This is a genomic window from Pseudomonas sp. UBA6315 (assembly GCF_002438125.1).
GTDB lineage: Bacteria > Pseudomonadota > Gammaproteobacteria > Pseudomonadales > Pseudomonadaceae > Aquipseudomonas > Aquipseudomonas faucium.
The window spans coordinates 16,729-41,736 of sequence record NZ_DJTF01000176.1; the positions used below are offsets into that span (position 1 = coordinate 16,729).

General features: G+C 64.9%; 18 protein-coding genes. 7 read left to right on the forward strand and 11 right to left on the reverse strand.

Annotated features, from left to right (window positions below; translation table 11 throughout):
- A complete protein-coding gene (locus tag B3E94_RS20545; RefSeq protein WP_286914939.1) occupies window positions 1-6,948 on the reverse strand; it encodes a retention module-containing protein in 6,948 nt (2,315 codons plus the stop codon).
- A 467-nt stretch (window positions 6,949-7,415) separates the two neighbouring features.
- Here B3E94_RS20545 and B3E94_RS20550 point away from each other — a divergent pair, with 467 nt between their 5' ends.
- The 3 genes from B3E94_RS20550 (at window position 7,416) to B3E94_RS20560 (ending at window position 12,366) form a co-directional block, all read left to right on the forward strand.
- On the forward strand, window positions 7,416-8,789 hold the full coding sequence (locus tag B3E94_RS20550; protein ID WP_286914941.1) for a TolC family outer membrane protein: 1,374 nt from the start codon (window positions 7,416-7,418) through the stop codon (window positions 8,787-8,789).
- Between the two features lie 76 nt (window positions 8,790-8,865).
- Entirely contained in the window at window positions 8,866-11,001 is a 2,136-nt protein-coding gene (locus B3E94_RS20555; RefSeq protein WP_176517773.1) for a type I secretion system permease/ATPase, read from the forward strand.
- A 9-nt stretch (window positions 11,002-11,010) separates the two neighbouring features.
- Complete coding sequence (locus B3E94_RS20560) at window positions 11,011-12,366, forward strand: HlyD family type I secretion periplasmic adaptor subunit (RefSeq protein WP_286914943.1); 1,356 nt, start codon at window positions 11,011-11,013, stop codon at window positions 12,364-12,366.
- 676 nt (window positions 12,367-13,042) lie between these two features.
- On the opposite strand, the gene B3E94_RS20565 is transcribed toward B3E94_RS20560, so the two are convergent.
- The 3 genes from B3E94_RS20565 to B3E94_RS20575 all read right to left on the reverse strand — a co-directional run bounded on the left by B3E94_RS20565 (window position 13,043) and on the right by B3E94_RS20575 (window position 16,341).
- Window positions 13,043-13,642: a tRNA-uridine aminocarboxypropyltransferase gene (locus B3E94_RS20565; RefSeq protein WP_286914944.1), complete on the reverse strand. Its 600-nt coding sequence runs from the start codon at window positions 13,640-13,642 to the stop codon at window positions 13,043-13,045.
- A gap of 102 nt (window positions 13,643-13,744) precedes the next feature.
- Window positions 13,745-15,310, reverse strand: coding sequence for a methyl-accepting chemotaxis protein (locus tag B3E94_RS20570; RefSeq protein WP_286914945.1), 1,566 nt, complete (start codon window positions 15,308-15,310; stop codon window positions 13,745-13,747).
- A 137-nt stretch (window positions 15,311-15,447) separates the two neighbouring features.
- Window positions 15,448-16,341, reverse strand: a complete 894-nt coding sequence (locus B3E94_RS20575) for a LysR family transcriptional regulator (RefSeq protein WP_176517767.1) — start codon at window positions 16,339-16,341, stop codon at window positions 15,448-15,450.
- Window positions 16,342-16,564: 223 nt separating this feature from the next.
- Between B3E94_RS20575 and speB the strand changes: the two genes are divergently transcribed.
- A complete protein-coding gene (gene speB, locus B3E94_RS20580; RefSeq protein ID WP_008090804.1) occupies window positions 16,565-17,515 on the forward strand; it encodes an agmatinase in 951 nt (316 codons plus the stop codon).
- A 132-nt stretch (window positions 17,516-17,647) separates the two neighbouring features.
- Window positions 17,648-19,027 (forward strand): sodium:solute symporter, encoded by a 1,380-nt coding sequence (locus B3E94_RS20585; protein ID WP_286914946.1) that lies wholly within the window; start codon window positions 17,648-17,650, stop codon window positions 19,025-19,027.
- Window positions 19,028-19,087: 60 nt separating this feature from the next.
- Here the strand turns inward: B3E94_RS20585 and B3E94_RS20590 are convergent, their stop codons facing one another.
- Both B3E94_RS20590 and ptrR read right to left on the reverse strand, forming a co-directional pair.
- Complete coding sequence (locus B3E94_RS20590) at window positions 19,088-19,216, reverse strand: PA1414 family protein (protein WP_008090807.1); 129 nt, start codon at window positions 19,214-19,216, stop codon at window positions 19,088-19,090.
- 124 nt (window positions 19,217-19,340) lie between these two features.
- Window positions 19,341-20,234, reverse strand: a complete 894-nt coding sequence (gene ptrR / locus B3E94_RS20595) for a putrescine utilization regulator PtrR (protein ID WP_236237606.1) — start codon at window positions 20,232-20,234, stop codon at window positions 19,341-19,343.
- A gap of 107 nt (window positions 20,235-20,341) precedes the next feature.
- Between ptrR and B3E94_RS20600 the strand changes: the two genes are divergently transcribed.
- Window positions 20,342-21,511: a YbfB/YjiJ family MFS transporter gene (locus B3E94_RS20600; protein WP_286914947.1), complete on the forward strand. Its 1,170-nt coding sequence runs from the start codon at window positions 20,342-20,344 to the stop codon at window positions 21,509-21,511.
- Window positions 21,512-21,633: 122 nt separating this feature from the next.
- Here the strand turns inward: B3E94_RS20600 and B3E94_RS20605 are convergent, their stop codons facing one another.
- From B3E94_RS20605 to B3E94_RS20620, 4 genes are all read right to left on the reverse strand, one after another.
- On the reverse strand, window positions 21,634-22,560 hold the full coding sequence (locus B3E94_RS20605) for a DMT family transporter (RefSeq protein WP_176517763.1): 927 nt from the start codon (window positions 22,558-22,560) through the stop codon (window positions 21,634-21,636).
- 106 nt (window positions 22,561-22,666) lie between these two features.
- Window positions 22,667-23,062, reverse strand: a complete 396-nt coding sequence (locus B3E94_RS20610) for a transcriptional regulator (RefSeq protein ID WP_286914949.1) — start codon at window positions 23,060-23,062, stop codon at window positions 22,667-22,669.
- 75 nt (window positions 23,063-23,137) lie between these two features.
- The gene (locus B3E94_RS20615; protein ID WP_176517761.1) at window positions 23,138-23,392 is read right to left on the reverse strand and encodes a BrnA antitoxin family protein; all 255 of its coding nucleotides are present in this window, start codon (window positions 23,390-23,392) and stop codon (window positions 23,138-23,140) included.
- A complete protein-coding gene (locus B3E94_RS20620) occupies window positions 23,370-23,648 on the reverse strand; it encodes a BrnT family toxin (RefSeq protein WP_176517760.1) in 279 nt (92 codons plus the stop codon). Before B3E94_RS20620 ends, B3E94_RS20615 begins: the two co-directional genes overlap by 23 nt.
- Before the next feature lie 225 nt (window positions 23,649-23,873).
- Between B3E94_RS20620 and B3E94_RS20625 the strand changes: the two genes are divergently transcribed.
- Window positions 23,874-24,146 carry a hypothetical protein gene (locus B3E94_RS20625; protein WP_236237609.1) on the forward strand — a complete coding sequence of 91 codons (273 nt, stop codon included), beginning with the start codon at window positions 23,874-23,876 and terminating at the stop codon, window positions 24,144-24,146.
- A 125-nt stretch (window positions 24,147-24,271) separates the two neighbouring features.
- Here B3E94_RS20625 and B3E94_RS20630 read toward each other — a convergent pair.
- Window positions 24,272-25,008, reverse strand: a 737-nt coding sequence (locus tag B3E94_RS20630; RefSeq protein WP_286914952.1) for a helicase-related protein, incomplete at its 5' end; no start/stop codon positions are given.

Sequence of the window (25,008 nt, forward strand, 5' to 3'; positions counted from 1 at the left end):
TCACACGGTGTCCACCTTCAACGAATGATCATTGAGCATGCCGTTGATGATCGTCGCCGTATCATGCCCCGCCGATATCACCCCGCCCGCCCCCGCTGTCACCCCGTAATGCTGGGCCAGATCGACCCCCGCCAGGTCGATGGTCTGCACCGGCGCCGCGCCCGGTGCACTGGCAACCTCGATGGTCGACACCACATTGGTGCCGGTGCCGCTGACCTTGAAGTGCAAGTAGTCATCCAGCGTGGCCGCCGTGGCATGCTCGCTTTGCAGCAGCTGCGACAGGTCCAGCTTGTCGCTGCCCGGGGTGAAGTCAGTGACCGTGTCGTGGCCGCTGTCACCTTTCTGCCAGACGAAGGTGTCGTTGCCGTTGCCGCCGGTCAGGGTGTCGTTGCCCGGCCCACCGATCAGGATGTCGTTGCCATCGCCGCCCTTGAGCACATCGTTGCCCTTGCCGCCATTGAGCACGTTGTCGCCGCTGTCACCGATCAAGGTGTCGCCATAGTCGGAACCGACCAGGTTGTGGATGCCATTGAAGGTCTGCAGGCCGGCACCGCCGGTGTCCTGGGCACCTTCATGGCTGAGGTCGATGGTGACCGCGCCCTTGGCCTGGACGAAATTGGCCGTGTCATGCTCAACCTGGCCAACAGCCCCGTGAGCTTCCAGTGAGGCAACATCCATCAGGTTGGAAAGGCCCGCAGCCGCATGGCTGTCGGCTCCCATATCGTGAGCGGCCGGCTGCTGGGCATTGGCCTGGTCGAGCACCAGGCTCAGCTTGTAGCTCTCCCCTGCCTTGCCATCATTCACCGGGTTGCTCAGGTGAATGCTGTACACCCCGTCGTGGCTGGCCGTGATGCTGTCGCCGGCGGCGATGGCCTGGTAGCTGCCCCCGGCATCCTTCCATTCCATCACCAGGTTGCCATCCTGCGGCTGGTGGTTCAGCTGCAGGGTTTCGCCCTTGTGCAGGCTGACGTTCAGCACCTCCTCGCTGCTGGCCTGGGCGCTGCCCATCGCGCCCAGGTAGCCCAGCACCACCAGCGCCGCCGTCATGCTGCCGGCATCGAAGCTGAACGCACCGCGGTCCACCATCCGCGTCTCCAGGCCGCGGCCGTAGCCATCACCACATTCGGCGATCGAGTTGTCATGCACGTTGATGGTGATGGTCGTGGTGCTCTCGTCGCCGTCGCCATCGCGGAGGGTGTAGACGAACTTGTCGACCGCATCGCGCGGCGCGGCGACGTTGGGGTCGGAGTGGTAGACCGCATTGCCCCGGGCATCCAGGGTCAGGTAGCCGTATTGGCCGTACACGTGAGTACCCAGCTGGCCGATGGCCGAGGTGGAGGTATCGCCACCGGCGCGCACACCGACCACGTACCCACAGTCGCTTGGCACATCGGCACCGATCACATCGTTGGCCAGCACATTGCCGCTGACCTCCTCGCCCTTGGCGACGCTCACGTAGTCGCAGTGGGCCTGGGGCACATCGTCGACGATGGTGATGTTGACGGTGCTGGTGGTCCAGTTGCCGACCGTGTCCTCCACCCGGTAGGTGAAGGATTCCGTCACCGTATTCGCACCGTCGTTGGCATGCACCGGCGAATTGGCCGGCGACGTCAGCGTGTAGGTGTAGGAACCATCGGCATTCAGGTGAATCTGCCCATACTGGCCGACGGCATTGCCGACCAGGGTGTAGGTTAGCGCCCCGACACCACCGCCGACCTGCCCGACCAGGCTGCCGGAAGCGGTTTCCGCAGTCGAGCATGGCTGGCTGCCGGTGACGCTGCCGGGCGCCAGGTCGTGGCCATCCTGGTTCAGGTCCAGAGCTTTCTCGTACACCGCCACACCACCGTCGCCACAAGGGTTCAGCGAGTGGTCGTGGACGTTGACGGTAACGGTCGCCGTGCTCTCGTCGCCGTCGGCGTCGCGGAGGGTGTAGACGAAGCTGTCGAGTGCATCGCGCGGCGCCACGGCATTGGGGTTGGAGTGGTACTCGGCATTGCCCTGGGCATCGATGGTCAGGTAGCCGTACTGCCCATACACCTGCGTGCCCAGCTGGCCGATGGCCGAGGTGGAGGTGTCATGGCCGGCACGCACGCCGACCACATAGGCACCATCGCTCAGGGTGTCGGCGCCGACCACGTCGTTGTACATCACGTTGCCGCGCACCACGTCACCCTTGCCCACGCTGACGAAGTCGCAGTGGGCCTGCGGCACGTCGTCGACGATGGTGATGGTCACGGTGCTGGTGGTCCAGTTGCCTACGGTGTCTTCCACCCGGTAGGTAAAGGATTCCGTCACCGTATTCGCACCGTCGTTGGCATGCACCGGCGAATTGGCCGGCGACGTCAGGGTGTAGGTGTAGGAGCCGTCTGCGTTCAGGTGCATCTGGCCGTAATGGCCTACGGCGTTGCCGACCAAGGTGTAGGTCAAGGCGCCCACGCCGCCGGCAACCTGCCCCACCAGGCTGCCATTGGCAGTCTCGCGCGTAGAGCTCGGGTCGCTGCCGGTGACGGTGCCGGCGGCCAGGTCGTTGCCGTCCTTGTTCAGGTCCAGCGCGCTTTCGTACACCTTGACCCCACCGTCGGTGCAAGGCTGCAGCGAATGGGTGTGCACGTTGATGGTGACGGTGGTGGTGCTCTCGTCGCCATCGGCGTCGCGGATGGTGTAGACGAAGGTGTCGAGCGCATCCCTGGGCGCCACGGCATCGGGGTTGGAGTGGTACTCGGCGTTACCCTGGGCGTCGATGGTCAGGTAGCCGTACTGGCCGTGCACCTGGGTGTTGAGCTGGCCGATGGCAGACGTCGAGGTATCGCTGCCGGCACGCACGCCGACCACGTACTGGCCGTCGCTGCGCACATCGACGCCGACCACGTCGTTGAGCATCACGTTGCCGCGCACCACATCACCCTTGCCGACGCTGACGTAGTCGCTGTTGGCCGTGGGCACGTCGTCGACGATGGTGATGACGATGCTGCTGGTGGTCGAGTTGCCCTGCGAGTCCTGCACCTGGTAGGTGAAGGTTTCGGTGACCGTGTTGGGCCCATCGTTGGCATGGGTCGGGGAATTGGCCGGCGAGGTCAGGGTGTAGGTGTAGGAACCGTCGGCATTCAGGTGAATCTGCCCGTATTGCCCCACGGCATTGCCGACCAGGCTGTAGGTCAGTGCACCGACGCCGCCGCTGGTGGAGCCCACCAGGGTGCCGGAGGCGGTCTCCTGGGTGGAGTTCGGGTCGCTGCCCGTGACACTGCCGGCCGCGAGGTCGTTGCCATCCTTGTGCAGGTCCAGCGCCTTCTCGTAGACGGTGACGTCGTGATCTTCGCAGGCCATCAGTGCCGTGTGCACGTTGATGGTGATGGTGGCGGTGCTCTCGTCGCCATCGGCATCGCGGATGGTGTAGACGAAGGTGTCGACGGCATCGCGCGGCGAATTGATGTTGGGGTTGGAGTGGTACTCGGCGTTGCCCTGGGCGTCGATGGTCAGGTAGCCGTACTGGCCGTTGACCTGCATGTTGAGCTGGCCGATGGCCGAGGTGGAGGTGTCATGGCCGGCACGCACGCCGACCACATACTGGCCGTCGCTGCGCACATCGGCGCCGACCACGTCGTTGAGCATCACGTTGCCGCGCACCACATCGCCCTTGGCCACGCTGGCGTAGTCGCAGTGGGCCGTAGGCACATCGTCGACGATGGTGATGACGATGCTGCTGGTGGTCGAATTGCCGAGCGAATCCTGCACCTGGTAGGTGAAGGTTTCGGTCACGGTGTTCGGGCCGTCGTTGACATGGGTCGGGGAATTGGCCGGCGAGGTCAGGGTGTAGGTGTAGGAGCCATCGGCATTCAGGTGAATCTGCCCATATTGGCCCACGGCATTGCCGACCAGGCTGTAAGTCAGTGCGCCGACACCGCCGCTGGTCGAGCCCACCAACGTGCCACTGGCCGTTTCGCGGGGTGAATCCGGGTTGCTGCCGGTGACGCTGCCGGCGGCCAGGTCGTTGCCATCCTTGTGCAGGTCCAGCGCGTTCTCGTATACGGTGACGTCGCGATCCACGCAGGCCATCAGGCCGTTGTGCACGTTGATGGTGATGGTGGTGGTGCTCTCGTCGCCATCGGCATCACGGATGGTGTAGACGAAGGTGTCGAGGGCATCGCGCGGCGAGGCGATGTTGGGGTTGGAGTGGTACTCGGCGTTGCCCTGGGCGTCGATGGTCAGGTAGCCGTACTGGCCATTGACCTGGGTGTTGAGCTGGCCGATGGCGGATGTCGAGGTGTCGCTGCCGGCACGCACGCCTACCACATACTGGCCGTCGCTGCGCACATCGGCGCCGACCACATCGTTGTACATCACGTTGCCGCGCACCACATCGCCCTTGGCCACGCTCACGTAGTCGCTGTTGGCCGTGGGCACATCGTCGACGATGGTGATGACGATGGTGCTGGTGGTCGAGTTGCCGAGCGAATCCTGCACCTGGTAGGTGAAGGTTTCGGTGACGGTGTTGGGCCCATCGTTGGCATGGGTCGGCGAATTCGCCGGCGAGGTCAGGGTATAGGTGTAGGTGCCGTCGGCATTCAGATGAATCTGCCCATACTGGCCAGTCGCATTGCCGACCAGGCTGTAGGTCAGCGCGCCGACACCACCACTGGCCGAACCGACCAACGAGCCGGAAGCGGTTTCCTGGGTGGAGTTCGGGTCACTGCCGGTGACCGTGCCGGCGGCCAGGTCGTTGCCATCCTTGTGCAGGTCCAGGGCTTTTTCGTACACGGTGACATCACGATCCTCACACGCCATCAGGCCGTTGTGCACGTTGATGGTGATGGTGGTGGTGCTCTCGTCGCCATCGGCATCGCGGATGGTGTAGACGAAGGTGTCGAGGGCATCGCGCGGCGAGGCGATGTTGGGGTTGGAGTGGTACTCGGCGTTGCCCTGGGCATCGATGGTCAGGTAGCCGTACTGGCCGTTGACCTGCATGTTGAGTTGCCCTTGCGCCGAGGACGACGTATCGCTGCCTGCGCGCACGCCGACCACGTAGTGGCCATCGCCGCGGGTATCGGCGCCGACCACGTCGTTGTACATCACGTTGCCGCGCACCACATCGCCCTTGGCCACGCTGACGTAGTCGCTGTTGGCCGTCGGCACGTCATCGACGATGCTCACATGCAGGCTGCCATTGGCCATGCTGCCGTCGATGTCCTGGGCGACCACCTGGAACTGCTCGCTGATGCTGTTGCTGCCCTGGCCTGCAGGGTGCTGTTCGTTGCCCACCAGGGTGTAGCTGTAGCTCACCACGCCCGTGCCGGGGTCATAGCCGGTGATCGTCAGGGTGTTGCCTTCGGCGGTGACGATCGACTGCGGGAAGCCCGCCGCCACGCCGCCGCTGACCACGCTGATGCCACCCACGCTCAGGCTCTGCAGGCCATCCGCTGCGGTCACCTTGAACGTGCCGTGCTGGGTCAGGGCGCTGGCATCGGGGGCGCTGCCGTCGTGCAGGTTCTTTTCGTAGACGGTGAGGCTGCCGCCCTGCGCATCGAGGCCGTCGAGGTGCACGGGGTCGTCGAGGTTGCTGATGTTCAGGGTCAGGGTCGCGCTACTGGTGTCGCCGTCGGCGTCCTTGATGGTGTAGGTGAAGGTTTCCACCCCATGGCCGCCACCGCCCAGGTTCTTGAAGTCCGGGTCGTTGACATCGAGGGTGTAGGTGTAGGAACCGTCCGCGGCCAGCACCAGCGTGCCGTAGGTGCCGGTGAAGGTGCCGGCGATCACCGGGCCGCCCGGCACCCGGTCGGCGCCCTGGATGTCGTTGCTCAGCACATTGCCGGTCAGCTCCACATGCTGCTCGGTGGCCGGCACCGGGTTGCTGTCATCCACTGCCCGGGGTACGTCGTCGCGGATGGTGATCACCAGTGTGCCCTGGGCGGCGTCGCCGTCGGGGTCGCTGGCCATCACCGGCAGGTTCTCGTTCAGCGCATTGGTGCCTGCGCCATCGGGATGCTGCTCGGCGCCGGTGAGGGTGTAGCTGTAGGTCACCACCCCGGTCGCCGGGTCGAAGCCAAGGATGGTCAGGGTATTGCCAAGGCCGGTAGTGATCGAGTGGCCGACACCGGTGACCACACCGCCAGTCACCACGTTGATGCCGCCCACACTCAGGTTGAACACGCCGTCCGGGGCCACCACGGTGAAGCTGCCGTGCTGGGTCAGGGCCGCCGGGTTGCTTGCCGAGCCCAGGGGCAGGTTGGCTTCGTCAAGGCCAGGGTCGCCGGGGTCGAGCGTCAGCCCGTGCAACTCGACCGGGTGGTTTTCATCGATTGGCGTTACTGGTGGGTTGGGGTCCACAGGTGGGTTGGGATCGACCGGCGGCTTGGTGTCCACCGGCGGCGTCGGCTGATCAGGTTGCAGGCCGCTGTCCGGGCCGGTGATCTCGCCGCCGGCCCCGGGCAGCCCGCGGCTGTGGTCACGCAGATCGCCAACTTCACGCTCGACCAAATCGGGGATGCCATTGAAGCCGGCCGTGGGGAAGCCCACCTGCGGGTCGACCCGCGCCGCCACCTCGCTAAGCAGGACAAAACTGTGCCCGCCGCCCAGCGCGCCCGGGGCGCTGCCCGCGTTGGGCCCGGCGGCGGGGGCTTCGCCGACGTCGCTGGGGTCGGCACCGGCGGCAATCGCCTGCTGGATCCGCGCCACATCGCTCAGTTGCGCGTCGCTGGGGGCGCCGTCGTGGGTCTGGGTGTGAGGGGCCTGGCCGGCCAGCAGGTCGGGGGTCATCTGCAGGCTGCTGTCGCGCCCCAGCGTCAGCTCTGCACCATTGTGCAAGTGCACCGCTACCGCACCGGCGGCACCGGTCTGCAACTGCTCGCCCGCGAACAGGCGGTCGCCTTCGATCAACAGGCGGCGAGTGCCGTCCTCGGCAACGGCAAACACCTGACCAACCACCTTGCTGACCACACCGATTAGCTTAGCCATGAGCGCACGCCTCCCCTTACCGATTGGCTTGTCAGCCAATGACGTCGCGGGTGGCGGCTCAGCGCCTGGAAAGCGAGTGTCTCAACACTGAGAATCGGGCTCTCCAGCTACTCCTTCGGCGATAGAGGTAATGTAATTGGGCCATCAGTCGATGCCAAATTATTGTCGCCAAATTACGCTTTTACCTGTTCATCCCGCGTCCTTAGCTGTAAAAAATCTGGAACTCTTGCGGACGCTTGAAAACCGCGTCCTCCAGCGGCTTCCAAATTTACCTGAATGAAACAATGTCTTGGTTTCGATAGACCGCATAAGTTTTTTTTCGCATATCTCTTATGAAAAAATCTTCTTAGCTCGCGCGTTAAATGTTCTTAGCTCTGTTGTTACAAACATGAAACGGTTTGAATGCCTTTTATCGTCACTTTTTTGACGAACAGCAGCACCTTTTAAAGACCAGGGAGAAGTACCCCATGCGCGTTTTCAACCCCATCACCAGTGCAATTCTGTTGGCCATGGCGTGCGCCAACGTTCAGGCGATGTCACTCAACGAAGCCGTCCAGAACGCCGTGGACCATCACCCGGAGATCAGCGCCAGCCGTAACAGCCGGCTGTCGGCCGACGAAGACGTGAAATTCGCGCGTGGCGGTTACTACCCCTCGGTGGACCTGGTTGCCGGCTATGGCCGTCAGCGCTCGGACAACCTCAACACCCGCACCGTGAACCCCGATGGCACCAGCAACCACGGCAAGGAAACCCTCAACTACACCCAGTCGGAGCTGCGCCTGCGGCAGATGCTGTTCGACGGTTTCAACACCCCTAACGAAGTCGGCCGCACCGAAGCGGTGGTCAACTCGCGCGCCTACTACACCCAGGCCACTGCCGAAACCGTGGCCCTGCGCGCCATCGAGGTGTACCTGGAAGTACTCAAGCGCCGTGAGCTGGTAACCCTGGCCAAGAACAACCTGCAAGCGCACATGCGCTTCAACGACCAGATCGGCCTGCGCAGCGAGCGCGGCGTGGGCAGCACCGCCGACCTCGACCAGTCCCGCGCCCGTCGCGCCCTGGCAGAAAACAACCTGGACACCGCCGAAGTCGACCTGGCCGACGCCGAGGCCAACTTCTACAGCGTGGTCGGGCGCATGCCCGACGAGCTGGAAGCCCCGGTCACGATCAAGGGCGAAGTGCCCACCGGCCTCGACCTGGCGCGCCAGGGCATGCTGGAAAACAACCCCTACCTGAAATCGGCCCAGGCTGACGTCAACGCTGCCGAGCAGCAGTACGAAGTGGCCAAGTCGCCCTTCTACCCGCGCCTGGATGCGGTGCTGGCCACCGGCGCCAACAACAACCTGGGCGGCGAGAAAGGCCACAGCAACAACGACTGGCAAGCCGGCGTCGAGCTCAACTACAACCTGTTCCGCGGCGGCAGCGACAAGGCTCGCCTGCAGTCGGACGCCCACAAGATCAACCAGGCCATGGACGTGCGCAACAACGCCCTGCGCGAGCTGACCGAAAACCTCAGCCTGGCCTGGAACGCCATGAACAACGCGCGCAAGCAAACCCCGACTGCCCGCGAATATGCCGAAACCACCCAGCGTGTACGCGCCGCCTACCAGGACCAGTTCGGCCTCGGCCAACGCACCCTGCTCGACGTGCTCGACAGCGAAAACGAGCTGTACAACGCCAACCGCCGCTATACCGAAGTGCGCTACACCGAGGAGTTCTCGATGTACCGGGTGCTGGCGACCATGGGCGAGCTGCTGAGCAAGCAGCGCGTTTCGCTGCCGCCCGAGGCCATTGCCCAGAGTGAAGTGCGCAACCAGGCCAAGCTGCCCGACATGCGCTGATCACCCGGCGCGGCAGGCGCGCGCACCCAGCGTCACACCCCATCCACCGAGGCGGGAGTAGTTCATCGTGACCAGTATGCAAAGTGCGCAGCCGCGCCCCGATGTCGATGACCCGCTGCTCGATGGTTTGCTGATCCTGTGCCGCCTGCATGGCTGCCCGGCCAGCCGCGCCAGCCTCAGCAGCGGCCTGCCCCTGGCCCAGCAACGCCTGGGCGCAGACCTGCTGCCCCGGGCGGCCGCCCGCGCCGGCCTGCAAGGGCGCGTGCTGGCCCGTGAGCTGGAGGCCATCTCGGCGCTCAACCTGCCGGTACTGCTGCTGCTCAACGATGGCCGCAGCGCCGTGCTGCAGCGCTGGGGCGAGGATGGCCGGGCGCTGGTGCTGCCGTGCGAGGCCGGCGGCGGCGAGCAGTGGCTCGAACGCGAGGCACTGGCCCAGGCCTACAGCGGGCACGCCTTGTTCGCACGGCCACGGCACACCCTGGAGAACCTGCGCGCACCGCTGCTGCCGCGGGTCGATGCCTGGTTCCGCGACACCCTGCGCCATTCCCGCTGGCTGTACGGCGATGCCCTGCTGGCCAGCCTGCTGATCAACCTGCTGGGCCTGATGGTGCCGCTGTTCGTCATGCAGACCTACGACCGCGTGGTGCCCAACCAGGCACTCTCGACCTTGTGGATGCTGGTCGCCGGCCTGTTCATCGGCACCGCCTTCGAACTGGTGCTGCGCATGGTCCGTGCGCACTTGCTGGACCAGGCCGGCAAGAAGACCGACCTGATCCTCTCCGCCACCCTATTCGAGCGCATCACCGGCATGGCCATGAAGGCCAAGCCCGCCACCATCGGCGGCTTCGCCCAGAGCATCCACGACTTCCAGGGCCTGCGCGAATTCCTCACCGCCGTGACCCTGACCAGCATCATCGACCTGCCGTTCGTGGCCCTGATGCTGCTGGTGATCGGCCTGCTCGGTGGCTGGCTGGTGCTGATCCCGCTGATCGCCTTCCCCCTGGCGGTGGGCTTTGCCCTGCTGATCCAGGCGCGCCTGCGCGACACCGTGGAAAAAAGCCTGAGCCTCGGCGCCGTGCGCCAGGCGCTGCTGATCGAAACCCTCGGCGGCCTGGAAACCCTCAAGGCCTGCGGCGCCGAGAGCGAGCGCCAATACCAGTGGGAACACACCAACGGCGCCATCGCCCGGCTCGACGCCCACGCCCGCAACCTGTCGTCGCTGGCCAGCAACGGCACCTTGTTCATCCAGCAGTTCTGCGGCATGGCCACCATCGTCGCCGGGGTGTACAGCATCATCGCCGGCAACCTCAGCGTCGGTGCCCTGGTTGCCAGCTACATGCTCGGCAGCCGCGTGCTGGCCCCGCTTGGCCAGATCGCCGGGCTGATCACCCGCTACCAGCAGGCGCAACTGACCATGCGCAGCACCGACGCGCTGATGGCCCTGCCCCAGGAGCGCCAGGCCGAACAACAGGCGCTGGAGCACACCGCGCTCAAGGGCGGCCTGGCCCTGAGCCATGTCAGCTTCCGCTACCCCGGGCAAACCAGCCCGGCGCTGCAGGACGTGACCCTGGCCATCAAGCCTGGCGAGCGCATCGGCATCATCGGCCGCAGCGGCTCGGGCAAGAGCACCCTGGGCCGGCTGCTGATGGGCTTTCATCACCCCGATGACGGCCAGGTCCTGCTCGACAACCTCGACCTGCGCCAACTGGACATCGCCGACCTGCGCAGCCAGCTCGGCTACGTCGCCCACGACCTGCCGCTGCTGGCCGGCAGCCTGCGCGACAACCTGACCCTGGGCGCCCGCCACATCAGCGATGCGCGCATGCTCGAAGTGGCCGAGCTGACCGGCGTCAGCGAGCTGGCCCGGCAGCACCCGCACGGCTTCGAGCGCCCGGTGGGCGAGCGCGGCCAGCTGCTATCCGGCGGCCAGCGCCAGGCGGTGCTGCTGGCCCGGGCGCTGCTGCTGGAGCCGCCGATCCTGATCCTCGACGAACCCACCAGCCACATGGACAACAGCAGCGAAGAACAACTGCGCCAGCGCCTGTCGGCCTGGGTGCCGGGCAAGACCCTGCTGCTGGTGACCCACCGCACCTCGATGCTCAGCCTGGTGGACCGGCTGCTGGTGCTGGACAACGGCAAGATCGTCGCCGACGGGCCGAAGGATTCGGTCATCGACGCCCTGCGCAAGGGCCGCATCGGCGCGGCGCTCTAGGAGGTTTGCATGTCCATCGGCCACAACGTGCGCAGTACCCATACAGGCTCCGACAAGCGCGCCGAGCGCGACTACATGCCGGAGCTGGCCGGCGCCACCCTGCAGGACTCGCCACGCCTGTCGCGCCTGACCGTGTGGCTGGCGGCGGCGCTGCTGCTGGTGGCGCTGGTCTGGGCGAGCCTGGCGAGGCTCGACGAGGTTACCGTCGGCGAAGGCAAGGCGATCCCTTCGAGCAAGGTCCAGGTGGTGCAGAACCTGGAGGGCGGCATCGTCACCGAAATCTTTGTGCGCGAAGGGCAGATGGTGGAAAAAGGCGCCACCCTGCTGCGCCTGGATGACACCCGCTTCAAGTCCAACAAAGGCGAAAGCGAAGCCGACCGCTATGCCTTGACCGCCCAGGTGGAGCGGCTGTCGGCCGAAGCCGAAGGCCGCCCGTTCGTGCTGTCTGACGAAGTGCGCGCCAAGGCGCCGCAGGTGGCCGAGGACGAAACCTCCCTGTACGACTCGCGCCAGCGCCGGCTGGCCAGCGAGAAGCAGACCCTCAACGAACAGCTGCGGCAAAAGACCCAGGAGCTGGCCGAATTCCGCTCCAAGGTCGATCAATACCGCTCGGCGGTGGGCCTGCTGCAGCAGGAGCTGGACATGTCCTCGCCGCTGGTGAGCAAGGGCGCCATCTCGCCGGTGGAGATACTGCGCCTCAAGCAGCGCACCGTCGAAGCCCGCGGCCAGCTCAACGCCACCAGCCTGGCCATCCCCCGGGCCGAGGCGGCGGTGGCGGAGATCCGCAGCAAGATCCAGGAGTCCGACGCGAGCTTCCGCTCCGACGCGGCCAAGGAACTCAACGACAAGCGCACTGAGCTTTCCAAGATCACCGCCACCAGCATCGCCATCGACGACCGGGTCAACCGCACCACGGTGGTGTCGCCGGTACGCGGCATCGTCAAGCTGCTCAAGGTCAACACCATCGGCGGCGTGGTGCAGCCGGGCAGTGACCTGGTGGAGATCGTGCCGATCGAGGACAACCTGCTGATCGAGGCCAAGGTGCGCCCGCAGGATGTGGCGTTCCTGCACCCGGGGCAGCCGGCGATGGTCAAGTTCAGTGCCTACGACTACACCATCTACGGCGGGCTCAAGGCCAAGCTCGAGCTGATCGGTGCCGATACTGTCACCGACGACAAGGGCAATGCGTTCTACCTGATCCAGGTGCGCACCGAGAAGAACCACCTGGGTGGGGATAACAAGCCGCTGCTGATCATCCCGGGGATGGTGGCCACGGTGGATATCATCACCGGGCAGAAGAGCGTGCTGGATTACCTGCTCAAGCCGGTGCTCAAGGCCCGGACCGAGGCACTGCGCGAGCGCTGAGTGGTCTGTACCGGCCCTATCGCCGGCAAGCCGGCTCCCACAGGTTTACCGCTGCTCGCGAGCGCGTGTGGGAGCCGGCTTGCCGGCGATGAAGCCAGTACTGCCGGCTAATCTGGCCCAGCCTCCCCCTTCAGCTGATCCAACTTCCCACACTGCTCACTCGCCAGGCGGCTGATGATCCTGATGGCCTGATGAATTCCGGCAGTGTTGCGAAAGCTCAGATGCAAAGCTCGAGGTAAGCATGCATGAAACTCCAAGTTAAGTTGGAGCTGCCACGCATCGTCGCCAAACAATTGGGTGGCAGCTGTACGCAGGTTGGCGAACCGGGAACTTGGAACCCGGCAGACCCGAAGGTCTCCCACGCACAGCCGCCATGGCACGAGGCTGCGGGCGCAAAAAAAGCGCCTGCAATCGTGTGGGGCGCTGTTGCGCCAAGTTATCCGGGTCGCCAAACCCGATCGCGGAATTTGCCGCGACGGAGGGAATTTATCTGCGTATGGCAACTATCGCAAGAATTAAGGCTATAGGAGATTTCATCTTGAGCACTCTGTAGCTGCGCTGGCCCTTTCGCGGGGCAAGCCCGCTGCCACAGGTTCACCACCTTCCTTGGGAATTGTGCTGTGCCTGTGGGAGCGGGCTTGCCCCGCGAAAGGGCCTGAACGGGTGTAATCACCCTTTAGCCTTCACCATGATTGCGCTCGAACGTCTCCACGCCCATGGCCTTGATCTGCCCCTCGATCAATGCCTCGAACGGCCGCAGCAGCGCATCGAAACTGGCGGGCTGCTCCAGCACATTCAACGCCTGCACCACCGCCTCCAGGGTCGACACCGCCCCCGGCTCCGGCGCCTTGCGCAGTCGATAGCGCGAGGGTGCCACCTGGCCCAGCGTCACCCTGGGCAACGCCGCCAGCAGCGGGTTCAGATACAGCATCTTGCGCGCCTTGCGCCAGGTGCCATCGGGCACGATCAACAGCAGCGGGGTGTCATCCGCTTCGCCATAGGCGGTCAGCGCCTGGGCTTGATCGCCTGGGAATAGCACTACCGGCCGATATCCCGGGGTGCCCAGCAATTCGTCGAGATCATCGAAAACCTCGCCGATGCGCAATTGGGCATTGACCAGGCCAAGCGCGGCCAGGCGGGCGGTGTTCAGGGCGTGGGCGGTTTCACTGGGGTGCTGCAACAGGACCACGCGGGTGCGGCTGTCGAGGGTGGGGATCAGTGGGCAAAGGCAGTGATCGAGCGGGCGCTGGCAGCGTTCGCAGCGGGGTCTGGGCATGGGGCTCTCCTTACGGGGCGCAGTTTGCCACAGAGCGGTGGGGCTGCGGGGGCTCGGCTTGTGTGCGATGTCGAGATCAACACCAAACCCCCGCCTGACCCCTCAGCGATTGAACCGCTCCGCCAGGCTGTGCAGGTACTCGGCCATGCGCTCGAGGTCCTGGCTGATTTGCGCCCCTTGCTTGGCCTGCCCCGCACTCTGATCGCACAGCTGGGCAATGCGCACGATCTGCTGGTTGATGTCTTCGGCCACGTGGCTCTGCTGCTCCGAGGCGGTCGCCATCTGCTGGCTCATGCCGGTGATGCGGCTCACCGCCTGGGCGATACCCGCCAGCGCCGATTGCACCGCCTCGACACTCTGCACGCTGTCGCGGGAAATCTGCTCGCCGCGGTTGGCCGTGCTCACCGCATGCTCGGCACCGCTGCGCAGCGAGGCGATGATCTGGTGGATTTCTTCGGTGGAGGTGCGCGTGCGCTGGGCCAGTGAGCGCACCTCGTCGGCCACTACCGCAAAGCCCCTGCCCTGCTCACCCGCCCGCGCCGCCTCGATCGCGGCATTGAGCGCCAGCAGGTTGGTCTGCTCGGCGATCGAGGTGATGGTATCGACCACGCTGCCGATCGACTGGGTCTGCTCGGCCAGGGCATTGACCGCCTGGCCGATGTCGTTCACCGCCTCGCTCATGCTGCCCATGGCCTTGAGGCTCTGCTGCGCCAGCTCGCTGCCGTGCTGGGCGAGCTGGTCGGCATCGCCTGCGGCATGCGCCGTGCTCTGCACGTTGTGCGTGACTTCCTGGATGGTCGCCGCCATTTGCGCGATGGCCGTGGCCGATTGGTCGGTCTCGCTGCGCTGGCGGTCGAGCATCTGGGCCTGGGCATCGGACAAGCCGGCCGACTGCGCAGCCCGCGATTTCACCCCGATACCCGCATCCACCAGGCGGGTCAGCGCCGTTTGCAGGCGGGCTTCCTCGCTGATGATCGCCAGGTCGAGCTGGCCGCGCAGGCCCGGGTTGTCGCTGTAGGTCAGGGCCACCAGCGGGCTGGTGAAGGCCTTGGGGTGTTCGGCGAGGGTGCGGCGGATGGCCTGGCTCTGGCGGTTCTCGACCAGGTACCAGGCCACCAGCAGGCTGGCCATCAGCACGCCCAGCGCCGCATAGGCCGGCAACCACAGGTAAGCTGCAGCAGACAGCAGCCCGGCGCCGATCAACGGCCAGCCCTGCCCCAGGCCATGCCCCACGCGGGCCGCCCATGGCACTGCCGGGCGCCCGCCGCGCAACCGCGCATACAGCGCTTCGGCGCGGCGGATCTGCTCGCGGCTGGGCACCGACCGCACCGACTCGTAGCCGCTGATGCGGCCGTTCTCGTAGATGGCGGTGACGTAGGCGCTGACCCAGTAGAAGTCGCCGTTCTTGGCGCGGTTCTTGACCACGCCCATCCACGGCTTGCCCTGCTTGATGGTCTCCCACATATGGCCGAACACCGACGGCGGCATGTCGGGGTGGCGCACCAGGTTGTGGGTTTGGCCGACCAGCTCGTCGTAGGTGAACCCGCTGATGGCCACGAACGCGTCGTTGCAATAGGTGATGCGGCTGTTGAGGTCGGTGGTGGAAATCAGACGCTGGTCGCTGGAAAACGTTCTTTCGTGCTCCGTGACAGGCAAATTCATGCGCATCTGGGCTGTCCTTGCTTGTATAGATGAGGGGAAAAATCATCAAGGCAAGTAAAGGTTTAGCAGAACGCCAGTACGAATGAGGTCAGGTTTTGTCGCGTAGTGGGTTCTCCCGACGGAATGCCCACTACCGGCCCAAGTCAGCCGACGTTGAGCTGGCTCTTGAGCAGGTCGCGGAAGGTCTGGATCAACGGTTCACGGCTACGGCCGCGGCGGATGATCAAGGAAAATGGCGCCTGATAGCCGAAAGTCGCCGGAGAAAGCACGCGCAAGTCGCCCTTGTCGACCCAGGCCTGGGCGTAGTGTTCGGGCAGGTAGCCGATGTAGGCGCCGGACAGGATCAGGATCAACTGCGCCTCCATGCTCTCCACCGTCGCCGCGCTGTGCTTGAAGCCGTGCCGGGCCAGCTCCGCCTGGCTCCAGTAACCGCGCCCGACCATGCGCTGCTGGGTGACCACAGGCTCCGGGATGCGCCGCTCGGCGTACAGCGGGTGGCGGCTGCTGCAGTACAGCCAGTGCTGCTCGCGGTACAGCGGCTGGTAGACCAGGCCGCTCATGCGCGAGGAGAACGCACCGATGGCCAGGTCGAGGCGGTTGTCCTGCACGCCGAGTTGCAGTTCGTAAGGGCTGGACACCGACAGGTGCAGGTGCACCGCCGGGTGTTCCTGGCTGTAGGCGCCGATGGCCTCGGCCAAGGGCAGCGCCCGGTCGCCGACCGTGGAGTCGATCACCCCGAGGTTGAGCGTGCCGCGCAACTCGCCCTTGAGCGCGGCGGCGTACTGCTCGAAACCATCCAGCTCGGCCAGCAGGCGCAAGGTCTCCTGGTGAAACAGCTCGCCCTTGCTGGTCAGGCTGAAGCCGCCGCGCCCGCGGTGGCACAGGACAATGCCCAGCGCCCCTTCGAGCTGGCTCATGTAGGTGCTGATGGCCGAAGTCGACAGGTTGAGCTCGCGCTGGGCATTGGCGAAGCCCTGGTGGCGCACCACGCTGATGAAGATGCGCAGCAGTTTCAGGTCGGGCAGGGTCGAGGCCATGGTGCAACGGTTCCGCAGGGTGGATTGCGCGCAGTCTAACCGCATCGGCGGCGGTTAGTTTAGAAATTCATGAAGTAAGTATTTGCCTGTAGCGATTTGTCGCAGGCACTACCTTGCGCAGACTTGGCCGAAATGTCCCTGCCCGCCGGCTGAACCACACTCGAGGCGCGCGGCGGCACAGGTTCGAACAAACAAAACAATCGACCGACTGATGAGGCCCACCGTGGACAAAGTTCTCCACCAACCACTGGGCGGCAACGAAATGCCGCGTTTCGGCGGCATCGCCACCATGCTCCGTCTCCCCCACCTGCAAAGTGCCCAAGGCCTGGACGCCGCGTTCATCGGCGTGCCCCTGGACATCGGCACCTCGCTGCGCTCCGGCACCCGCTTCGGCCCACGCCAGATCCGCGCCGAATCGGTGATGATCCGCCCGTACAACATGGCCACCGGCGCCGCGCCGTTCGATTCGCTGTCGGTCGCCGACATCGGTGACGTGGCGATCAACACCTTCAACCTGCTCGACGCCGTGCGCATCATCGAAGAAGCCTACGACGAGATCGTCGAGCACAACGTCATCCCCATGACCCTGGGTGGCGACCACACCATCACCCTGCCGATCCTGCGGGCTCTGCACAAGAAGCACGGCAAGATCGGCCTGGTGCACATCGACGCCCACGCCGACGTCAACGACCACATGTTCGGCGAGAAGATCGCCCACGGCACCACCTTCCGCCGCGCGGTGGAAGAAGGCCTGCTCGATTGCGACCGCGTGGTGCAGATCGGCCTGCGCGCCCAGGGCTACACCGCCGACGACTTCAACTGGAGCCGCCGCCAGGGTTTCCGCGTGGTCCAGGCCGAAGAGTGCTGGCACAAGTCGCTGGAGCCGCTGATGGCCGAAGTGCGCGAAAAAGTCGGCGGCGGCCCTGTGTACCTGTCGTTCGACATCGACGGCATCGACCCGGCCTGGGCCCCTGGCACCGGCACCCCGGAAATCGGCGGCTTGACCACCATCCAGGCGATGGAGATCATTCGCGGCTGCCACGGCCTGGACCTGATCGGTTGTGACCTGGTCGAAGTCTCCCCGCCTTACGACACCACCGGCAACACCTCGCTGCTCGGTGCCAACCTGTTGTTCGAAATGCTCTGCGTGCTGCCGGGCGTCGTGCGCCGCTGACACTGCTACACCCGGGCAGGAGCCATCTGGGAGGGCCACTGAGGCCCGCCAACACAAGACAAGACCGCCTGGCGCCGTGAACGCGCCCGGGCGGTCGATCTCGCCATAATAAAGATAATCGGGAGACCCCCAATGGCCTTGGACATCATCGTTGTAATGATCTATGCCGCCGGCATGCTCGGGCTGGGCTGGTATGGCATGCGTCGGGCAAAAACCCACGAAGATTACCTGGTAGCCGGGCGCAACCTCGGCCCGACCCTGTACATGGGCACCATGGCCACCACCGTACTGGGCGGTGCTTCCACCGTCGGCACCGTGCGCCTGGGCTATGTCCACGGCATCTCCGGCTTCTGGCTCTGCGCAGCCCTGGGCCTGGGCATCATCGCCCTGAACCTGTTCCTCGCCAAACCGCTGCTGCGCCTGAAGATCTTCACCGTGACCCAGGTACTGGAGCGCCGCTACAACCCGATGGCACGCCAGGCCAGTGCGGCGATCATGCTCGCCTATGCGCTGATGATCGGCGTGACCTCGACCCTGGCCATGGGCACCGTGCTGCAAGTGCTGCTCGACCTGCCATTCTGGATGTCGCTGCTGCTTGGCGGCGGTGTGGTGGTGGTGTACTCGACCATCGGCGGCATGTGGTCGCTGACCCTGACCGACATCGTCCAGTTCGTGATCAAGACCGTGGGCCTGATGTTCATCCTGCTGCCGGTGTGCCTGTACAAGGCCGGTGGCTGGGACACCCTGGTAGCCAAGCTGCCGGCGGCCAGCTTCGCCTGGACCAGCATCGGCTGGGACACCATCATCACCTACTTCCTGATCTACTTCTTCGGCATCTTGATCGGCCAGGACATCTGGCAGCGGGTGTTCACCGCCCGTGACGAGAAGGTCTGCCAGCGTGCCGGTACCACCGCCGGTGTGTACTGCGTGCTGTACGGCCTGGCCTGCGCCCTGATCGGCATGGCTGCGCACGTGATCATGCCGGACCTGGTCAACCCCAACAACGCCTTCGCCGAGATGATCAAGACCCAGCTGCCTGAAGGCATCCGTGGCCTGCTGATGGCTGCCGCCCTGGCCGCGATGATGTCGACCGCCAGTGCCGGCCTGCTGGCTGCATCGACCACCCTGACCGAAGACCTGCTGCCCAAGCTGCGTGGCGGCAAGCAGTCGAGCCTGGGCATCAACCGCCTGTTCACCCTGCTCACCGGCCTGGTGGTGCTGGCTATCGCCCTGGCGGTGAACGATGTGATCAGCGCCCTGACCCTGGCCTACAACCTGCTGGTGGGCGGCATGCTGATTCCGCTGATCGGCGCGATCTTCTGGAAGCGTGCGACCACCGCAGGGGCCATCTGCAGCATGTCGCTGGGCTTTGCCACCGCGCTGCTGTTCATGTTCAAGGACGGCCTGGATGCCAACACGCCGATCTACTACAGCCTGGCAATTGGCTTGGTGAGTTTCGTAGTGGTGAGCCTGCTGTCGCGCAAGGAAGTCGGTGCCGTGAAACTGGCCTGATAACCTGCACAAACGAAAAGGCCGCTGCATCGAAGCTGATGCGGCGGCCTTTTTGCTTTTTCAGCGGCGACGCGGCTGGCGCCGGCGCTGCTCTTCATCAGTCGGGATCGGCACCGGCTGCAGGGGTGGTGGTATGAGCCCCAGCGCGACAGCCAAGTCATGGAGCCAGTTGAACATTTGGTTTTTCATAGTGCCCCCTTGACGGGTCAGCCTCACGGTCAATCAATCCTGCGATGTTTCATACAGATCATAGCCCTATGTCCTGTATTACGCATGCCCTTGTTCCTACAGATGGGGTCGAGTTTGACGCGGATCAAGCCGAAACGGCGCATTCCGACGATTGGTTAATCGTTTCGCTTTGTTGCAAATCGATCCACGCCTGCAAATTCGCCCCGCACATGCCCTGGCGCCACATCAACCAGGTTTGCGCATGATCGAACGGCGCCTGCAGGCGATGGGCGCGTACCCGGTCGCGGCCTGGCAGGCTGTCGAGCATTGATTGCGCCATCAGCGCCACCCCTGCGCCAGCGATCACGCAGGCCAACATGCTCTGGTACGACTCGATTTCCATCACCCGGCCCATGGGCGTGTGGGCATGGGCATACCAGGCCTCCAGGCGCATGCGGTAGGAGCAGCCCTGGCGGAAGGTGAACACCGCCTTGCCGGCCACCTCGCGGGCACTGTGCACCGCCGGGTGCTCGGGGCTGGTGATCAGCACCAATACCTCGTCGCACAGGCGCACCCCATCCAGCCCGGCCAGGCTCGGCGGGCCATCCACCAGGGCGGCATCCAGGCGATGGCTGAGCAGGCCTTCGAGCAGTTCGCCACTGGGCGCCGCCTGCACTTGCAGGTTCACCGCCGGGTACGCCTGGTGGTAGCGGGCCAGCAGTGCCGGCAGGTGGATGGCCGCCGTGCTGTACATGGTGCCGAGCACGAAGTTGCCGGCCGGCTGGCCACCCTGCACCGCCGCCACCGCTTCATCATGCAGCGCTTGCAGGCGGTTGGCGTAATCCAGCAAAACCTTGCCTGCAGGCGACAACTGCAGGCGCTGGCGCTCACGCAGGAACAGCTCGACGCCCAGTTGCTCCTCGAGCTGGCGCAGGCGCGTGGACAGGTTCGACGGCACCCGGTGCAGCCGCTCGGCGGCGCGGGTCACCGAACCTTCCTCGGCGACAGCCTGGAAGATGCGCAGTTGGCTGAACTCCATGGCGTTCTCCTAAACTGAATAACTTCATCATCATTATTCAATTTTACTGAAAGTCAATCCGCCCTACCCTGCCATCCATCGCTCAACGTTTGCGCAGGAGTATTCCCATGTCGCCGCTCGTACAACTGCTGGCCAGCGCCGTGGCCTTGATGATGGCCATGGGCATCGGCCGCTTCGCCCTCACCCCGCAACTGCCGCAGCTGATTGCCGAGGGCCAGTTCGACCTGACGGCTGCCGGCCTGGTGGCGGCCGCCAACTACCTGGGCTACTTCATCGGCGCGGCCGATGCCATGTTCGCCCGCCGGCCCAGTCAGGTCAGGCTGCGGCTGCAGGGCGGGCTGTGGCTGTGCGTGCTGCTGACCCTGGCCTCCTGGGCCGCCGATGGCTTCTGGAGCCACCTGCTGCTGCGCTTCGGCACCGGCGTGGCCAGCGCCTGGGTTTTGGTGATGATCACCAGCCTCAGCCAGCAGATCGCCAATGCCAGCCAGCGCCAACGCCTGGGTGCCCTGGTGTTCGCCGGGCCCGGCGTGGGCATCGCCGTTACCGGGCTGCTGGCACTGGCAGCGCACCTGCTGGGGCTGAGCTCGGCGGCGTTGTGGTTGGTATACGCGGTGGCGGCGCTGGCCATGCTGCTGGCCGTGCGCCCATGGCTGCCGCGTGCGCTGGAGCCCGCCGTAGTGCCCAGCAGCGGGCAACCGGGGGCGACACGCAGCGTCGGCATTGGCCGCCTGGCCCTGGTGTATGCGTTGTATGGCGTGGGTTACATCCTGCCGGCCACGTTCCTGTCGCAAATGGCCAACCAGCAGTTTCGCGGGCAGTGGATGGCTGACCTGTTCTGGCCGGCATTCGGCGTGGCTGCGGCGCTCGGCGTGGTGCTGGTGAGTGCGCGGCGCTCGGGCCGCACGTCCACCTGGTTGACGGCCACCTTGTGGCTGCAGGGGCTGGGCGTGCTGGCCTGCCTGATGGGAGGCGGGCTTGGCCTGGCGCTGGGTGTGGTGCTCTGCGGCACACCGTTTCTGGCCTGCATGCAGCTGGTGATGCAGCGCTCGCGGGAGCTGGCGCCGCATGCGACGCAGCGCAATGCCGGGCTGCTGACGGCCTGCTTTGCGCTGGGGCAGTTGAGTGGGCCGCTGCTGGCTGCCTTGAGCAACCATTACAGCGGGGGCTTGCAGCCGGCGCTGGTGTTGGCGGCTGCTGGGCTGGGGCTGGCGGGGGTGCTGGTGCTTGTGGGGAGCCGCAACCCCAATGCTTCCCTGGTTACCGGTCGGGTAGCTTGATGAACCGGGGTGCCTGAACCGGCCCTATCGCCGGCAAGCCGGCTCCCACAGGCTGCCCACAATGCTCAAGCGTTGTGAGTGACCTGTGGGAGCCGGCTTGCCGGCGATGAGGCCAACACTGATCAACCGACAAACCTGCGCAATTGCTGCCGCACCCAGGGCTCGGCGCTGACCAGGATCACCCCCAGCAACACCATCACCGCCCCGAGCACAAAGTTCACGCTCAACGGTTCATCCAGCAGCAACACACCAAAGGTCACCCCGAACAACGGCGTGATGAACGAAAACACCGCCAGGTTCGAGGCCAGGTACTTGCGCAGCAACCAGAACCACGTCAGGTAGCTGACGAACGACACCATGATCCCCTGGAACAGCACGCTGCCCACCGCCAAGGGCGTCATCGCCACCTCGCCGATCTGCCCGCTGAGCAAGGCAATCAGCAACAGCCCGGCAAAGCCCACCGCCAACTGGTAGAACAGCGTCAGCGTCACCGGCGCCTCCGACAGCCGCGAGCCGCGCACCACCACGGTGGTCGCGCCCCACGCCAGGCCAGCCAGCACGCCCAGGGCATCGCCGAGCAGCATGCGCCCGTCCATCTGCTCGAACGACACACCCCCGGCGAACGCGGTAGCAATGCCGCCGAACGCCAGCAGGATGCCCATCCACTGCAGCCAGCGCAGGCGCTCGCTGGGCAACATGAAGTGCAGCCCCAGGGCGGTGAATACCGGCGCGGTATAGAGAAACACCGACATATGCGCCGCCGAGGTCAGCTTCAGGCCCTCGGCGATGAACAGAAACTCCAGGCCAAACAACCCACCGGCCAGCAGCCCGGCGCGCCAGGTCGTGCCCACTTGCCCCCAGCCACCGCGCCAGCACAAGAGCAGGCCCACCAGCACGGCGGCCAGGCCATTGCGCAGGGCGGCCTGCATCACCGGGGCGATATCGACCGCCGCGGTCTTGATCAGGACTTGCTGGCAACCCCAGAGCAGGCACAGGCCCAGCATCACCTGGAAGGCAAAGGCGTCAGGGTTCTTGCGGGCCGCGCTCATGGGCGGCCCTCCAGGGTGATCGATGGCATGGGCAAAGGCTCGGCAGTGTTCAGGAAAGACCGATTATCGGTTTTCCTGGCCCACCCTTGCCAGTCTCAAAACGACTTCAAGCGATCTGCGCCTTGGCAGACACCCGGTCGAAGGTGGCTTCATCCAGGCCATCTTCCTGTTCGTCCAGCACCTGGCGCGGGTGTTCGAAGCCCGGAATGCTGCTGTCCAGCAGGCTCAGCAGCCGCGAACCGCGCTCGGTGAGCACGAAATTCTCGCCATTGCCGCCGTCCTCCGGCGCCCGACTGTCAATGAAACCGCGCTCAAAAAGTAACTTTTCGTACTCGCAGGCGCGAGTTTTCAGGTGGTCGATGTCCCCCACCGGCTGCCCTTCGGCGGCCAGCGCCGCAGCGTGCTGCTCGGCATAGGGGCGAGGCGTGAAGTTGTGACCGGCACCGTTCTGCACCTCGTGCAGCAAGCGCTCGATCAGGTCCCAGTCGTAAGTGGTGCTCATGGCGATGGCCTCTTGCTGTGGACGAAGGGGTACACAGCTTGGGACACATGGGGGATCGGCGGCGTTCCGAAAGAATCAGCGATCTCGCTGCTGGGCTTGCATGTACTGGCGCAGCAACTGGTTTATCCGTGTCTGATACCCCGCCCCTTGCGCCTTGAACCAGGCGAGCACATCGGCGTCGAGCCTGATCGTCACCGTTTGCTTGGCAGGTACGCGCAGCTCAGCCTGCCGGAAAAAGTCTTCACCCAGCTCGGGGATATCCGAGGTATCAATATCCTTGTCGTCCTGCCGGGCCAGCCGCGCCCAGTCAGTTTTCGATGTATTGGTCATAATGTTTGGCCTCCCATTTGGTGGCTTTGCGTGCGGAAATGATCCGAATGATTTCACCTTGCCGTTCCGTGTAAACGACCACGCCTATCAGTGACTTCAACCAGCCAAGGCTGACCCAGCGTTCCTCTCCATATTCCACGCAACTATCTCGGCGAATCAGCATGGGGTGGTTGAACATGTCCGGAACATCGCTGAAGTCGATGCCATGCTTGCGGATATTGATCTGGTTTTTCGCCTCGTCCCACTCAAAGAACATGGGACGCTCCGTATTTACACTTGTACATACGATACCTCCTGTTTGACAGCGAGGCTAGTGAAGGGCGGTCCAGGCATCAAGATCGCCACACGGCTTTTCAGTGCCGTTCAGAAAAGGACTACGACAACGCGCGATTTCTTCTCGGCCACCATCGGTCGCGAGCACTGAACTTGCCGGCCCACGCACACCTCCACCGGGCATACCCACTGCCGGAGGTAGTTAAGGATGAAACCGCTGCTGCGCATCGCCTGTGCCACTGCCCTGTTCTGCGCCCTGCCCGCCTGGGCCTGCACGCCGGAAGAAGCGACACAGAAACGTGAGGAGCTGGCTGGGCTGGTCAGTCAGCTCACCGAGCAGAACCCGCAGAAGGCCAAGGAGATCAATGATGAGCTCCAGGGGATGGAGCTGGGGACGGCCAGCAAGGACTTGCCCGACAAGTGTCAGCTGATCGATCAGCGGATCAAGGAATTGAAGACGGCGGAGAAGAAGGCTGAATAGTTGATGTGAGTGGCGGCCTCTTCGCGGGGCAAGCCCGCTCCCACAAAGTCACCACAGCCATTGAAGCCTGTGGTGTACCTGTGGGAGCGGGCTTGCCCCGCGAAGAGGCCGGCACCGATTAAGCCTTACTCAGCCGCAGGCTTGCGCTTCTTCAGCGGCGCCAGGCCGTCGGCGCTGGCCAGTGGTGCGTTGGCCTTGGGCTTGGCGGTGGGCTTGCGCTTGGCCGTGGCCTTCTTGTCGCCGCCCTTCTTCTCGACCTTCTTCTTCTTGGTGCCGGCAGCCTTGCCCGACGCCTTGACCTTCTTCGGCCCGTTGTAGGTGCCTTTGACTTCCTTGATCACCCGGCGCTCGAACTGCTGCTTGAGGTAGCGTTCGATGCTGGACATCAGGTTCCAGTCATTGTGGGTGATCAGCGAAATCGCCAGGCCTTCGCCGCCCGCACGGCCGGTACGGCCGATGCGGTGCACGTACTCGTCGCCGCTGCGCGGCATGTCGAAGTTGATCACCAGGTCCAGGCCGTCGATGTCCAGGCCGCGGGCGGCCACGTCGGTGGCCACCAGCACCTTGGAGCTGCCCTGCTTGAAGCGCTCGATGGCCAGCTTGCGGTCCTTCTGGTCCTTCTCGCCGTGCAGCACGAAGGCCTTCACGTCCTTGGCCACCAGGTGGCCGTAGATGCGGTCGGCCAAGGCGCGGGTGTTGGTGAAGATGATCGCCTTGTCGAAGGTCTCGTTGGCCAGCAGCCACTGCACGAGCGCTTCTTTATGCTGGTCGTGGTCGGCGGTGATGATCTGCTGGCGGGTGCCTTCGGCGGGCTGCGAGAAGCTGTTGAGCATCACGTGCTCAGGGGCTTTTAGCACCCTGC

Bases quoted from the DNA above. Each gene is read 5' to 3' on its own strand.
- B3E94_RS20545 (WP_286914939.1), bottom strand. From the start codon at position 6,948: ATGGCTAAGCTAATCGGTGTGGTCAGCAAGGTGGTTGGTCAGGTGTTT.
- B3E94_RS20550 (WP_286914941.1), top strand. From the start codon at position 7,416: ATGCGCGTTTTCAACCCCATCACCAGTGCAATTCTGTTGGCCATGGCG.
- B3E94_RS20555 (WP_176517773.1), top strand. From the start codon at position 8,866: ATGCAAAGTGCGCAGCCGCGCCCCGATGTCGATGACCCGCTGCTCGAT.
- B3E94_RS20560 (WP_286914943.1), top strand. From the start codon at position 11,011: ATGTCCATCGGCCACAACGTGCGCAGTACCCATACAGGCTCCGACAAG.
- B3E94_RS20565 (WP_286914944.1), bottom strand. From the start codon at position 13,642: ATGCCCAGACCCCGCTGCGAACGCTGCCAGCGCCCGCTCGATCACTGC.
- B3E94_RS20570 (WP_286914945.1), bottom strand. From the start codon at position 15,310: ATGCGCATGAATTTGCCTGTCACGGAGCACGAAAGAACGTTTTCCAGC.
- B3E94_RS20575 (WP_176517767.1), bottom strand. From the start codon at position 16,341: ATGGCCTCGACCCTGCCCGACCTGAAACTGCTGCGCATCTTCATCAGC.
- B3E94_RS20585 (WP_286914946.1), top strand. From the start codon at position 17,648: ATGGCCTTGGACATCATCGTTGTAATGATCTATGCCGCCGGCATGCTC.
- B3E94_RS20590 (WP_008090807.1), bottom strand. From the start codon at position 19,216: ATGAAAAACCAAATGTTCAACTGGCTCCATGACTTGGCTGTCGCGCTG.
- ptrR (WP_236237606.1), bottom strand. From the start codon at position 20,234: ATGGAGTTCAGCCAACTGCGCATCTTCCAGGCTGTCGCCGAGGAAGGT.
- B3E94_RS20600 (WP_286914947.1), top strand. From the start codon at position 20,342: ATGTCGCCGCTCGTACAACTGCTGGCCAGCGCCGTGGCCTTGATGATG.
- B3E94_RS20605 (WP_176517763.1), bottom strand. From the start codon at position 22,560: ATGAGCGCGGCCCGCAAGAACCCTGACGCCTTTGCCTTCCAGGTGATG.
- B3E94_RS20610 (WP_286914949.1), bottom strand. From the start codon at position 23,062: ATGAGCACCACTTACGACTGGGACCTGATCGAGCGCTTGCTGCACGAG.
- B3E94_RS20615 (WP_176517761.1), bottom strand. From the start codon at position 23,392: ATGACCAATACATCGAAAACTGACTGGGCGCGGCTGGCCCGGCAGGAC.
- B3E94_RS20620 (WP_176517760.1), bottom strand. From the start codon at position 23,648: ATGTTCTTTGAGTGGGACGAGGCGAAAAACCAGATCAATATCCGCAAG.
- B3E94_RS20625 (WP_236237609.1), top strand. From the start codon at position 23,874: ATGAAACCGCTGCTGCGCATCGCCTGTGCCACTGCCCTGTTCTGCGCC.